The 12,191-nt window shown below is 68.7% G+C and carries 12 protein-coding genes; 7 read left to right on the forward strand and 5 right to left on the reverse strand.

What is annotated here, in order from left to right:
- Position 1: 1 nt before the first annotated feature.
- Both G5S38_RS00845 and G5S38_RS00850 read left to right on the forward strand, forming a co-directional pair.
- Positions 2–481, forward strand: a complete 480-nt coding sequence (locus tag G5S38_RS00845) for a GtrA family protein (RefSeq protein ID WP_165063287.1) — start codon at positions 2–4, stop codon at positions 479–481.
- Positions 478–1,929 carry an FAD-dependent oxidoreductase gene (locus G5S38_RS00850; RefSeq protein ID WP_165063288.1) on the forward strand — a complete coding sequence of 484 codons (1,452 nt, stop codon included), beginning with the start codon at positions 478–480 and terminating at the stop codon, positions 1,927–1,929. The genes G5S38_RS00845 and G5S38_RS00850 overlap by 4 nt, the downstream gene beginning before the upstream one ends.
- 69 nt (positions 1,930–1,998) lie before the next feature.
- On the opposite strand, the gene G5S38_RS00855 is transcribed toward G5S38_RS00850, so the two are convergent.
- Positions 1,999–3,219 (reverse strand): glycoside hydrolase family 5 protein, encoded by a 1,221-nt coding sequence (locus G5S38_RS00855; RefSeq protein WP_165063289.1) that lies wholly within the window; start codon positions 3,217–3,219, stop codon positions 1,999–2,001.
- A 203-nt stretch (positions 3,220–3,422) separates the two neighbouring features.
- On the opposite strand from G5S38_RS00855, the gene G5S38_RS00860 reads away from it, so the two are divergent.
- Both G5S38_RS00860 and recQ read left to right on the forward strand, forming a co-directional pair.
- A complete protein-coding gene (locus G5S38_RS00860; RefSeq protein ID WP_165063290.1) occupies positions 3,423–4,421 on the forward strand; it encodes a CPBP family intramembrane glutamic endopeptidase in 999 nt (332 codons plus the stop codon).
- Positions 4,418–6,301: a DNA helicase RecQ gene (recQ, locus tag G5S38_RS00865; RefSeq protein WP_165063291.1), complete on the forward strand. Its 1,884-nt coding sequence runs from the start codon at positions 4,418–4,420 to the stop codon at positions 6,299–6,301. Before G5S38_RS00860 ends, recQ begins: the two co-directional genes overlap by 4 nt.
- A 425-nt stretch (positions 6,302–6,726) precedes the next feature.
- Here recQ and G5S38_RS00870 read toward each other — a convergent pair whose 3' ends face one another.
- Both G5S38_RS00870 and G5S38_RS00875 read right to left on the reverse strand, forming a co-directional pair.
- Positions 6,727–6,903 (reverse strand): hypothetical protein, encoded by a 177-nt coding sequence (locus G5S38_RS00870; protein WP_165063292.1) that lies wholly within the window; start codon positions 6,901–6,903, stop codon positions 6,727–6,729.
- Positions 6,900–7,796, reverse strand: a complete 897-nt coding sequence (locus tag G5S38_RS00875) for a glucose 1-dehydrogenase (protein WP_165063293.1) — start codon at positions 7,794–7,796, stop codon at positions 6,900–6,902. Before G5S38_RS00875 ends, G5S38_RS00870 begins: the two co-directional genes overlap by 4 nt.
- A 79-nt stretch (positions 7,797–7,875) precedes the next feature.
- Here G5S38_RS00875 and G5S38_RS00880 point away from each other — a divergent pair, with 79 nt between their 5' ends.
- Positions 7,876–8,487 (forward strand): GNAT family N-acetyltransferase, encoded by a 612-nt coding sequence (locus G5S38_RS00880; RefSeq protein WP_235928826.1) that lies wholly within the window; start codon positions 7,876–7,878, stop codon positions 8,485–8,487.
- A 4-nt stretch (positions 8,488–8,491) separates the two neighbouring features.
- On the opposite strand, the gene G5S38_RS00885 is transcribed toward G5S38_RS00880, so the two are convergent.
- Both G5S38_RS00885 and G5S38_RS00890 read right to left on the reverse strand, forming a co-directional pair.
- Positions 8,492–9,067 carry an antibiotic biosynthesis monooxygenase gene (locus G5S38_RS00885; protein ID WP_165063294.1) on the reverse strand — a complete coding sequence of 192 codons (576 nt, stop codon included), beginning with the start codon at positions 9,065–9,067 and terminating at the stop codon, positions 8,492–8,494.
- A complete protein-coding gene (locus tag G5S38_RS00890) occupies positions 9,064–9,696 on the reverse strand; it encodes a MarR family winged helix-turn-helix transcriptional regulator (RefSeq protein WP_165063295.1) in 633 nt (210 codons plus the stop codon). Before G5S38_RS00890 ends, G5S38_RS00885 begins: the two co-directional genes overlap by 4 nt.
- Before the next feature lie 118 nt (positions 9,697–9,814).
- Here G5S38_RS00890 and G5S38_RS00895 point away from each other — a divergent pair, with 118 nt between their 5' ends.
- Both G5S38_RS00895 and G5S38_RS00900 read left to right on the forward strand, forming a co-directional pair.
- Positions 9,815–11,386 carry an MFS transporter gene (locus tag G5S38_RS00895; protein ID WP_165063296.1) on the forward strand — a complete coding sequence of 524 codons (1,572 nt, stop codon included), beginning with the start codon at positions 9,815–9,817 and terminating at the stop codon, positions 11,384–11,386.
- 7 nt (positions 11,387–11,393) lie between these two features.
- Positions 11,394–12,179, forward strand: a complete 786-nt coding sequence (locus tag G5S38_RS00900) for an alpha/beta fold hydrolase (RefSeq protein ID WP_165063297.1) — start codon at positions 11,394–11,396, stop codon at positions 12,177–12,179.
- Positions 12,180–12,191: the final 12 nt, after the last annotated feature.

A 12,191-nucleotide genomic window follows, 5' to 3' on the forward strand; every position in this document is an offset into this window, starting at 1 on the left:
CATGACCACTCCACACTCGACATCGGCGGCCAGCAAGGTGCGCGGCCTGCTGCACCGCTACCGCAGGTTCCTGATCTACGGCATCATCGGCGGCGGCGCTGTCGTCATCGATGTCGCACTGTTCTGGGCCTTCACCCACTACACCGACCTCGGCACCGTGCCTGCGAACGCCCTGTCGACCGGCATCGCGCTGGTCTACAGCTTCCTCACGAACACCTTCTTCAACTTCAAGGTGCGCAGCCGCCTCTGGCTGCGGTTCCTGAGCTTCGCCATCGTCAGCGGGTTCGGGTTCGTCGTCAGTTCCCTCATGCTCTACGTGCTCGCCGACCGGATGGGCTTCGACCCGATCCTCATCAAGGTGCTCTCCCTTCCCGTCGTGCTCGTCGTGCAGTTCTTCCTCAACAGCCGCATCACCTTCGCAACCCGAACACCCGATACAGCGATTACCCCAGAGCCGCTGTCGCAAAGGAGCACAGTATGACCGAGACACGCATCACCCCGACCGTCGCCGTGGTGGGAGGAGGCTTCACCGGCCTCACCGCCGCATACGAGCTCGCCAAGCAGGGCTACTCGGTCGACGTGTACGAAGCCGCACCGCAGGTGGGCGGGCTCGTCGCCGGATTCACCCTCGACGACGGGTTCCCGCTCGAGAAGGCGTACCACTTTCTCTACACGACCGACAACCACATCATCGACATGGCCAAGGAACTCGGCGTCGACGACAAGCTCGACTTTCACCCGAGCTCCATCAAGGCGTTCTACAAGGGCGAGAAGTACGGCTTCACCACGCCGCTCGAGCTGCTCTCGTTCACGCCCCTGTCGTTCATCAACCGGGTGCGCACCGGCGTCACCGGCCTCGTGCTTCTGCGGCTCAAGAACTGGAAGCCGCTGACCACCATCACGGCCTACGACTGGCTGTGCAAGGTCAACGGCAAGAAGGCCACCGACCTGGTCTGGAAGCCGCTGCTGCAGGGCAAGTTCGACATCTACTGGGACAAGATCACCATGGCATGGCTGTGGACCCGCATCCACGTGCGCCAGACCTCGAAGATCAAGGGCGAGCGCACCGAACGCCTCGGCTACTTCAACGGCGGATTCCGCATCGTCGTCGACCGCTGGCTGCAGGAACTCGAGAAGCGCGACGCCCGGGTCTATACGAGCTCGCAGATCACCTCCTTCGACGAGAAGGACGGCAAGCCCATGATCACGGTCGGCGGAGAGCAGAAGCAGTACGACGCCGTGCTCGCCGCGCTGCCGAGCAACGCGTTCGCGCGCATCGCGGGTGACCACCCGTCGATGACGCCGACCTACCAGAAGCAGCTGCTCGACATCGACTACCTCGCTGCCGTGCTGCTGGTCGTCACCACCACGAAGCCCATCACCGACACCTACTGGCACCAGATCCACGATTTGGATGCCCCGTTCCTGGTGTTCCTGAGCCTCGACAGCCTCATCGGCACCGAGAACACGGGCGGGCGCTACATCTACTACATCGGCGACTACACCCAGAACGACAGCGAGCTGATGGGCCTCACCGACGACCAGATCCGTGAGCGCTGGTATGCCGGCGCGAACCGCCTGTTCCCGGAGTTCAGCGAGGACATCGTGGTCGAGTCGCACGTGTTCAAGTTCAAGAACGCGCAGCACATCGTCGACGTGACCTACGAGTCCCGCCTGCCGGAGATGCGCACCGACCTGCCCGGGTACTACCTCGCCAACTTCTCGCAGATTTTCCCCGAAGACCGCGGAACCAACTACGCGGTACGCGAGGGCCTCAAGGTCGCCGAGATGATCACGAAGGACCTCGGACGCGCCGGCCTGGCCATCGAGGACAGCTCATCGTCGGGCCTCACCATCGCCGACCTGGCCGCGGAGACCGCGGGCCTCGACAGCGACGGTAGCGACCGCCAGAAGGGTCTCGTCGGCTGACGCCAGCATCACCCCGTGGGGTCCGTCGGTCACCGCCGACGGGCCCCACGCCCTGTTAACCGGGTCGCGCTACTCGCCGCCGAACGCCGACAGCTCGGCCTCGTACGAGTCCGCGTAGACGCCGCTCTCGTTGCCGTCCCAGTAGTGGTGCGCCTCGTACCTGAAGTTGTCGGCCGGGTCGTCGATCCAGCCGTCGGGGTGGTTCGTCGACCAGCGGGCGAGGCTCGAGTAGTCGTAGCCGCCGACCATGACCAGCGTTTCGTCTCCGCTCTCGCGGATGGCCGTGAGCACCTCCTGCGACACGTCTTCCCACAGGCCGGCCGCGGCCTGCTGGTCACCCTCGAAGCCGAACGGCTCGTTCATCAGGCCGTACGCCAGCAGTGCCGGGTGGTCGCCGAACTCGGCCGCGAGCTTGAGCCATACGTCGGACAGCGCGCTCGCGGGCAGGGCATCGGTGCCCACCTGCAGCTCGCCGGATTCGGTGGCGTACTTGCCGTAGTTGTGCAGGTCGAGCACGACGTCGACGCCGTTCGCCTCGGCGGCATCCAGCGCGTCGCGCACCAGGGCCACGTCCTCCGGTCGGAGGTCGCCGTACGGTTCGGCCTGCAGGCGCTCCCACATCACCGGGAGCCGCACCAGGTCGACGCCCCGGTCGGCGAGGAACGAATACGACGCGGCAGGCTCGTCGAAGTAGGTCTGGCCGAGAACACCGGGGGCGACGTTGCTGTATCCGTCACCGGTGCCGAAGTCGAGGCCGGAGAGGTTGACGCCGACCCGGACATCGGTGGATGCCGCGAACTCCTCGACCACGGAGGCCTGGGGCCCCGCGGCGTCGAGACCGCTGAGCCGCTCACCGCCGTAGACGGTGAGCGGGTAGTCGTCCGACCAGCTGCTGCCCGCCGCCCACGTGGTCGACCAGAGGCCCTTGTCTTCGGCCACGGTGTACCACTTCTCGGCGAGGGCGTTCCAGGCGTCGGCATCCACCTCGTTCTTCGGCCACCCCATCTCGCCGACGAATGCGGTCGCGCCGTTGTCGTCGAGCCACTCCGAGTAGTCGAGCAGTTCGCCGATGCGCTGCTGTTCGAGGAGGTTGAGGTCGACTCCGTCGAGCGCCGACGGCGAGGGCGACGGCCTTCCGCTGGGATCGCTGCTCGCACCCGGCTGCTGCGGGCCATCCGGGCCGGCGTCGTTCTGGCCGAACACGATGACCGCGAGAATGACGGCCGCGACCAGCGCCACGACAGCGGCGATGATGATGGCACGCCTGCGACGGCGCTTCGTGGTGTCCATTCGGAGAGACCCCCTGCTTACGGTGCAGTTCCCATAACGACAGAACGTGCGCGTACGGGTGGTACATCGGAACACGGACCGCGACGACGCGCCGTTCGTCCATGCTACCGAATGGATCGGCCGGCCCTTTCGCTACCCGATCCGTCGTGCCAGCGCCTCGAGCCTCGCACCTCGCTGCAAGGGGAGCGCCCTAGGCTCGCCTCGTGAACTTCGCCTACCACCGCCTCGCCCGCTCCTGGCCGAAATATCGCTGGTGGAAGGCCCTCGTCACTGGTCTCATCGCCGTCGCCCTGTACCTGGGATTCAGCATCGCCGCCGTCGTGGTGTTCATCGTTCTCTCCGTCGCGCTGCCCGACACGTTCGGGGCCAGCGTCGAGTCGATCGCGGCGGTGGAGCTCGACCTCTCCGACCCGATCGTCTTCTCGTTCGCGCTCGGGTCGATCGCGCTGATGCTGCCCTCGGTGCTCATCGCGGCGCTGATCATGGGACCACGGCCGCTCGGGTTGCTGTCGTCGGTCGAGGGACGCCTGCGCTGGGGATGGCTCGGACGCTGCATCCCACCGGCCCTGGTCATCTACGGCGTAGTGTTCGCCGCATCGTTCCTGCTGGAGCCCGCAACCGGGGGAGAGGCCGCTCAGCCGGTGATCACCGCCGCGACGTGGGCGCTCATCGTGTTGGCGCTCGTACTCACGCCCCTGCAGGCGACGGCGGAGGAGTACGTGTTCCGGGGATACCTGATGCAGGCCATCGGCGGCTGGCTGAAGCATCCGGCCTGGGCGATCCTGCTGCCCGTTCCGCTGTTCGCCATCGGGCACGACTACGACGTCTGGGGGCTCCTCGACGTGTCGGTGTTCGGGGTGGTCGCCGCGTGGCTGACCTGGCGCACCGGAGGACTCGAGGCCGCGATCGTCGCGCATGTCGTGAACAACACCGCGCTGTTCCTGCTGGGGGCGGTCGGGCTGGTCGACATGAACGCCGACACCGGGTCTGCGGTCGGGCTGCTGTCGACCGTCGTGATCCTCGGCGCATATTCGTGGTGGGTGGTGCGCATGGCGAAGCGGACCGGCCTGCGCACCGAACGCACCATGCAGCCGGTGGAGGAACCCGCCGGTGCCCCTTACGGGCCCGCGCCGACCGGTGCTCCCCAGTACGCGCCGCTCGACGATCCGCCGTCACCGGCTCCTCGTACAGTAGGGTCATGACTCAGCCAGACTTCGGATCGTCCGTCGTACCCAGGGCAGTCGCCACCGAACCCGTCGCGCGCGTGACGACGGGGGCGACCCCCGCCGAGGCGCTGCACCGGGTATTCGGGTACGACGAGTTCCGCGGCAACCAGGCCGAGATCATCGACCACGTCGCCGGCGGCGGCGACGCCCTCGTGCTCATGCCCACGGGCGGCGGAAAGTCGCTGTGCTACCAGATCCCGTCGATCGTGCGACAGGGCACCGGGGTCGTCATCTCCCCGCTGATCGCCCTCATGCAAGACCAGGTCGATGCCCTGTCGCTCGTCGGAGTGCGCGCCGCGTACCTCAACTCGACCCAGAGCGTCGACCACCGCCGGGCCGTCGAGCAGGCCTACCTCGCGGGCGAGCTCGACATGCTCTACCTCGCCCCTGAGCGGCTGCGCGTCGAATCGACTGCGGCCCTCCTTGACCGCGGAACGATCGCGCTGTTCGCCATCGACGAGGCGCACTGCGTGTCGCAGTGGGGGCACGACTTCAGGCCCGACTACCTGCGGCTGTCGATGCTGCACGAGCGCTGGCCGACCGTGCCGCGCATCGCGCTCACCGCGACCGCCACCGAGAAGACCCACGCCGAGATCGTCACGCGGCTGCAACTCGAGGGCGCCCAGCACTTCGTGGCCAGCTTCGACCGGCCCAACATCCAGTACCGCATCGCGCCGAAGAACCAGCCGCAACAGCAGCTGCTGCAGCTCATCCGCACCGAGCACCCCGGCGACGCCGGCATCGTCTACTGCCTCTCGCGCGCGTCGGTCGAGAAGACGGCCGAATTCCTCGCCGACAACGGGGTGCCTGCGCTGCCGTACCACGCCGGCCTGCCGACCCACGTGCGTGCCGCGAACCAGTCACGGTTTTTGCGCGACGACGGCATCGTGATGGTCGCGACGATCGCCTTCGGCATGGGGATCGACAAGCCAGACGTGCGGTTCGTGGCGCACCTCGACCTGCCGAAATCGGTGGAGGGCTACTACCAGGAGACCGGGCGGGCTGGGCGCGACGGCCTGCCGTCGACGGCGTGGCTCGCCTACGGGCTGCAGGACGTGGTGCAGCAACGCCGCATGATCTCGGAGTCCGAGGGCGACGCGGCCCACCGCCGCACGCTCAGCGCCCACCTCGACGCGATGCTCGCGCTGTGCGAAACAGTGCAGTGTCGACGGATGCAGCTGCTCGGCTACTTCGGAGAGACCTCGACCGCCTGCGGCAACTGCGACACGTGCCTCTCGCCTCCCGAGTCGATCGACGGCACCGTGCCGGCGCAGAAGCTGCTCTCGACCGTCGTGCGCCTCCAGCGCGAACGCAACCAGAAGTTCGGCGCCGGCCAGCTGATCGACATCCTGCTCGGCAAGCGCACGCCGCGGGTCGAGCAGAACCAGCACGACAGCCTGAGCACCTTCGGCATCGGAACCGAGCTCAGTGAGCAGGAGTGGCGCGGCGTCGTCCGACAGCTGCTCGCGCAGGGCCTGCTCGCCGTCAGTGGCGAATACGGCACCCTCGGCATCACCGACGACAGCGCCGCGGTTCTCTCCGGCCAGCGCCCGGTCGCGCTGCGCCGCGAACCTGAGCGGGCGGCCAAGCGGTCGACCCGGCGCGCGGCGGGGGCGACGTCCGACCTCGCCCCGGCGGCGGCCCCGGTGTTCGAAGCGCTGCGCGCGTGGCGCGGCGCCCAGGCGAAGGAGCAGGGCGTGCCCGCCTACGTGATCTTTCACGACGCGACGCTGCGTGAGATCGCCACCGTGCGACCGACCGACCGCGCGACCCTGGCGACCGTTACGGGCGTCGGCGAGGCGAAGCTCGACAAGTACGGCGACTCGATCCTCGAGACGCTGGCTGCGGCGGGGTAGCCGCGGCGCCGTAGCCCGCGGCGCCGTAGGCTGCGGTGCCGTAGCCCGCGGCGTCCCAGGCCGCGGTAGCCGGGCGTCACCCGTGCCCGGCGGCTTTCATTATTCAGGAGGGTGTTGGGGTGGGGTAAGAGAGGGGCGGTGGATGCCGCGTGCGGAACGCAGCATCCAATCGATATCTATGCCGCGACGCACGATTCGTGCACGCGTGCCCCTGCCAGCTCGCCCAACTCCTGAATGATGCGAGAAACCGTAGACCTGCTCCTGAATGATGAAAGCTAGCGCGGCCCGCTGCGACCCGTGTTGGCCGAACTCCGAGCGGAACGGGGTGTTGGCCGCACCACGCAGAAGCGGCCCGCACGTGGCGGGCCGCTCCTGTACTGGCGTGATGCTGTACTGCCGTGGTGCTGTACTGCTGTGTTGCCGTGCTATTCCGGTCGCACCGGCGCGTCATCCCGAATATCGATGCGGGTCACGCCGTTCGGGCGTTCCGTCACCTCGACACGGGGAGCCGCATCCGCCTCGGTCGACTTCGGCGCGGTCGTGAGCTGGTCATGCCGCTTCTCGTCGAAGTCGTCGGGGCGACCCGAGTCAGCGCCCGTCACGGGGTGGGCATTCCACCGTTGACGTTGAGGGTCTCGCCGATCACGTAGCTCGACTCACCTGACGCCAGGAACACGTACGCCGGCGCAAGCTCGGCAGGCTGTCCCGGACGGCCGAGGGGGGTCTGCTCGCCGAACTCGGGGAGCGCCTCGGTGGGCTGTCCGCCCGCGGTCTGCAGCGGGGTCCAGATCGGGCCGGGAGCGACCACGTTCACGCGGATGCCCTTCGGCGCGAGCTGCTGCGCGAGTCCCTTGGAGAACGCGTTGATGGTCGCCTTGGTCGACGCGTAGTCGACGAGGGTCTCGGAGGGCGAGTACGCCTGGATCGACGAGGTGTTGATGATGCTCGATCCCGGGGCGAGGTGGGGCAGTGCCGCCTTGGTGATCCAGAACATGGCGTAGACGTTGGTCTTGAACGTCTCGTCGAACTGCTCGTCGGTGATCTCGAGCAGGTCGGGCTGCGTCTGCTGCTTGCCCGCGTTGTTCACGAGGATGTCGAGTCCGCCGAGTCCCTCGACGGCGTCGGCGACCAGCTTGCGGCTGAACGCGGCGTCGGTGATGTCTCCGGGGAGCGCGACGGCGGTGCGGCCGGCCTCCTCGATGAGCTTGACGACGCCCTTGGCGTCTTCTTCTTCCTCGGGGAGGTACGAGATGGCGACGTCCGCACCCTCACGGGCGTAGGCGATGGCGACGGCGGCGCCGATTCCGGAGTCTCCGCCGGTGATCAGTGCCTTGCGGCCCTCGAGGCGGCCGGTGCCGCGATACGAGGTCTCGCCGCGGTCGGGGGTGTTGTCGAGGTCGGCGTCGAGGCCGGGGCCGCCCTGCTTCTGCGCGGTCGGCTTGATGTCGTCGTACTTGGTAACGGGATTCTCGAATACGTACTGGTCGTTGCTCATGTATCCATGCAAACAGTCGGCTCGAATATCGACAACCCGCTTCCGCTGAGGCCCGGGGAGCGCTACACGGACCTTCGACGTGGTGGATGCCGCGGCATCCACGACATCATGGGGCATGCTCACGACCGACCGTCTGCTCCTGCGCGACTGGACCACCGACGACCTCGCACCCTTCGCCGACCTCAACGCCGACCCCGACGTCATGCGGTACTTTCCCGCCCCGCTCGACCGGGCGGCAAGCGACGCGCTCGCCCGGCGGATCCGCGACCGCCTCACCCGGTCGGGCTGGGGGCTGTGGGCGGTGGAGGTGGCCGACCCGGGGTCGGAGCTCGACGGGGAGTTCATCGGGTTCACCGGGCTGATCCGCCAGGACTTCGCGGCCCACTTCACCCCCGCGATCGAGGTGGGCTGGCGACTGCGCAGGGCGGCGTGGGGCCACGGCTACGCGACGGAGGCGGCGCGGGCGGTACTGCACCACGGCTTCGTCGACCGGGGGTTCGACGAGATCGTGTCGATGACCGCCAGGGGCAACGCGCGCTCCCGCGCGGTGATGGAGCGCCTCGGCATGACGCGCGACCCCGCAGACGACTTCGACCACCCCTCGGTGCCCGCAGACAGCGACCTCGTTCGGCACGTGCTGTACCGGCTGCCGCGGCCGACCTGGCAGGCGGCCGCCGTGGCCCGGCCGTAGTGGCCTAGCGCGCCCGGTTCAGCCAGGGCTGCAGGGCGCGCGTCACGAACGGCAGCACCCAGTAGGCCATGATCGGCGTCAGCACGATCGTCGTGATGAAGACCTTGGCGAGCGTCCACAGGTCGTCCCAGCCCGGAACGACAGCGACCGCGAGCAGGGTGAAGGCCAGGTTGACCGGAAAGAAGCCGAGCCAGATGCTGATCGCCTGCTTCCAGCGCGGCGGGCGCACCTGCGGCTCGGGTTCTGTGGAGCCCAGCTCGGTGGTCGCCGACGGGGCGTCGAACCAGCCCTCGATGCCGGTGCGCCGGTTGACCCGGCGCTCCTCGACCATCCCGCGGCCGAGGTCGAGCCATGCGCTGCGTTCCCCCGAGTTCTCCCACGCGTCGAGGGTCTCGGCGTCGTCGAAGCGGTAGAGCATGTGCCATTCGTCGGAGGACGCCGATTCGCGCACCCACCCCGACCCGAGAAAACCCGGCCAGGTGTTGGCGAGGTTCACTCCGGACTGCACCCAGCGGGTGACCTCCGGAACGCGATCGGGGTCGACGGCACGCGTGATGGAGACGGTGACGGGAGCGCTCATTGCTCCAGTATCGGCGGTCGCCGCTGATCGGATGGTTTCGCTGGTTTCGCGAGCTCGCGCGCATGGGCCGCGAGGCGGTCGGCGGCACCGCGAAGGTAGCGGCTGATCACCTCGCGCTCGGCCTCGGTGAATTCGAGCGACAGGTCGTCGAGGGCCACGAAGAGCGGGCCGAGTTCGCCGAGGATGCGGCCGACGGCCTCGCCGCGCGGCACGAGCGACACCCGCCGCCGGTCCTGCACGTCACGCGTCCGCGAGATGTGCCCGGCCTGCTCGAGGCGGTCGGCGAGTTCCGTCGCCGAGCCCGTGCTGATGCCCAAGCGCTGGCCGAGCTGGGCGGGCCCGAGCTGCGTGCCCTCCTGGTCCATGATGTGGCCCATCGCCGCGTAGTCGAGGTGGCGCAGGCCGACCCGGGTGGCGAGGGCGTGGTCGAGGGAGACCGACGCACGGTTCACCGAGCGCAGCGCCCACGAGAGTTCCTCGGCCGACATGCGCCCGCGCTCGACGGCTTCCGCCCTGTCGTCGCCTGCCCTGTCGTTGCCTGCCCTGTCGTTGCCTGCCCTGTCGTTGCGTGCCGTGTCGTCGCCTGAGCTGTCGGTGCCCGTTCCGGTGCCCATCGCCGCGTCATCCATGCCCACATACTACTTGACAATTACCTCCGCAATGGAGAAACTCGGAAACGGAGCTACACGTCTTCACCACCCATCTCGATCCATCCCCTCACCCCGGTTCGACCAGGAAGGCGACACCATGACCACCCCGTCCACGCCGGCAATGGATGCTGCGCCCCCCGCGTCCTCCGCTGCCCCCGCCCTCACCGCGGCGCAGCTGCGCTCCCTGCTCATCGTGCTCTGCGCCGGCCTCGCGCTCGTGGTGGCCGGCAACTCCGCGCTCGCCATCGCGCTGCCCGATATCGCCGCAGACCTCGGAGCCGACCAGTCCGAACTCACCTGGATCATCGACGCCTACGCGCTCACCTTCGCCGCGCTGCTGCTCACGGCGGGCATCGCGGCCGACCGGGTGGGCAGGCGCACGATCCTCGTCATCGGGCTCGTGATCTTCGGCGCAGCGTCGCTCGCGGCGGCGTTCTCTCCCGACCCGGCCTGGTTCATCGGGCTGCGCGCCCTCTCTGGCATCGGTGCCGCCGCGGTCTTTCCCGTGACGCTGTCTGCCCTCGTCGACGCCTACCCGGAGGAGCGCCGCACCTTCGCCATCGGGGTGTGGTCCGGCGTCAGTTCGGCCGGCGCGGTGGCTGGCACCATCGTGGCCGGCGCCATGCTCGAGGTGTTCTGGTGGGGGAGCGTGCAGCTGCTGTTCGGCGGCGTCGCGCTGCTGCTCATCGTGCCCGTGCTGCTGCTCGTCGCCCAGAACCGCAATCCCGCGCTGTCGCTCGACCCCCTCGGTGCGCTGTGGTCGGTCGTGGCGCTCGCCGGCCTCGTGCTGGGCGTGGTCGAGGGGCCGCAGCGGGGTTGGCTCGATCCGGTGACGGTGGTGGCGCTCGTCGTCGGCGTGATCGGATTCGTGGCCTTCGTGGTGCACCAGCTCCGAGCATCCATACCGTCACTCGACGTGCGGCTGTTCACGAACCGTGGCCTGGCCGCGGGGTCGGTGATCGTGACCGTGCAGTTCTTCGCGTCGCTCGGGTTCTTCGTGCTGTCGCCGCAGTACCTGCAGATCGTGCTGGAGTACACGCCGCTGGGTGCAGCACTCGCCCTGCTCGTCGTGCCGGTCGGAGTCGGCGCGGGCATCGGCGCTGCCGCTGCGCTGAGCAGGAGGTTCGGCGCGAGGGTGCCAGGCGCGGTCGGCCTGCTGCTCATGGGCGTCGGGTTCGTCATCTTCGGCGTCGGCGTCACCGGCGGGCTCGATCCGTCGCTGTGGATGCTGGGGGCCGGCGTTCTCGTGTTCGGGGTGGGCTTCGGCATGGGAATCACCCCCGGCACCGAGCTCATCATCGACGGCCTTCCGGCGGACCGCCGCTCGGTCGCGAGCGCCGTGAACGACATCACCCGCGAGGTCGGCGGCGTGCTCGGCATCGCCGTGCTCTCCAGCGTGCTGGTCTGGTTCTACCGCGACGACATCGCACCCGTGCTCGGCGGGTTGCCCACCGAGCTACAGGAGGTGGTCGACGCGGGGGCGGGCGCTGCCCTCGGCGTCGCGGGCTCGCTCGGGCCAGGGGGAGAGGCGCTCGCCGACGCCGCACGCGAGGCATTCGCCGTGGGGCTCAGCGCGTCGATGTTCGTCGGCGCCGTCGTGCTGGCGGTCGCCGCGGTCATCACGGCGGTGGTCGCCCCTCCGCGGACGCGCGAGGGGAAGGCGACATAATCGAAGGGTGGAGTTCTTCGAGAGGCTGCGGCGACCGGCGACCACGCCCCTCCACGTTGCGATCGACGAGGGGTCGGGACCGGTCGTCGTGCTGGTGCACGGCATCGCGTCATCGGCCGTGACGTTCGAGAACCTCGTTCCGCTCATCGTCGACCGGCACCGGGTTATCGCCGTCGACCTGATGGGCTTCGGCGAGTCGGTCGCCCCGGACGACGCGACGTTCACGATCGAGGAGCACGTCTCGGCGCTCGAGGACACCCTCGACACGCTCAGGCTGCGCGACCCGTTCGTGCTCGTCGGCCACTCGATGGGGTCGCTCATCGCGAGCCGGTACGCGGCCACCAACCGCAGGCGCATCTCGAAGCTGGTGCTGGTGAGCCCGCCCATCTACGTCGCCCCGACCGCGATCGGCGATCCGATCGAGCGGGCAGCGATGGGCCTGTACCTCAGGGCCTACGAGTACCTGCGCCTGAACAAGACGTTCACGATGCGCAACGCGGCGTTCCTCGCGCGAATGTCGCCGATCAAGAACGTGCTCGAGGTCAGCGAACGCAACTGGACGGCGTTCGTGCAGTCGCTGCAGCAGTCCATCGAGTCGCAGACCGCGGTGAGCGACATCGCGTCGGTGCGGGTTCCGGTCGAGGTGGCCTACGGAACCCTCGACCCGTTCATCTTTCCCGCGGGGCTGCGCATCGTCGAGCAGATGCGGCACGTCACGGTGCACAAGGTCGACGCCGGCGACCACCTCGTGCGCAAGCGCCTGGCGCGGGTGGTCGCGGCCGCCATCGGCTAGCTGCCCTCCGCG

The sequence above is a fragment of the Marisediminicola senii genome (assembly GCF_011057645.1).
GTDB classification, from domain to species: Bacteria; Actinomycetota; Actinomycetes; order Actinomycetales; family Microbacteriaceae; genus Marisediminicola; species Marisediminicola senii.

What these genes read in the sequence shown, in the direction of transcription:
- G5S38_RS00845 (WP_165063287.1), top strand. Translation starts at nt 2, where the DNA reads ATGACCACTCCACACTCGACATCGGCGGCCAGCAAGGTGCGCGGCCTG.
- G5S38_RS00850 (WP_165063288.1), top strand. Translation starts at nt 478, where the DNA reads ATGACCGAGACACGCATCACCCCGACCGTCGCCGTGGTGGGAGGAGGC.
- G5S38_RS00855 (WP_165063289.1), bottom strand. Translation starts at nt 3,219, where the DNA reads ATGGACACCACGAAGCGCCGTCGCAGGCGTGCCATCATCATCGCCGCT.
- recQ (WP_165063291.1), top strand. Translation starts at nt 4,418, where the DNA reads ATGACTCAGCCAGACTTCGGATCGTCCGTCGTACCCAGGGCAGTCGCC.
- G5S38_RS00875 (WP_165063293.1), bottom strand. Translation starts at nt 7,796, where the DNA reads ATGAGCAACGACCAGTACGTATTCGAGAATCCCGTTACCAAGTACGAC.
- G5S38_RS00885 (WP_165063294.1), bottom strand. Translation starts at nt 9,067, where the DNA reads ATGAGCGCTCCCGTCACCGTCTCCATCACGCGTGCCGTCGACCCCGAT.
- G5S38_RS00890 (WP_165063295.1), bottom strand. Translation starts at nt 9,696, where the DNA reads ATGGATGACGCGGCGATGGGCACCGGAACGGGCACCGACAGCTCAGGC.
- G5S38_RS00895 (WP_165063296.1), top strand. Translation starts at nt 9,815, where the DNA reads ATGACCACCCCGTCCACGCCGGCAATGGATGCTGCGCCCCCCGCGTCC.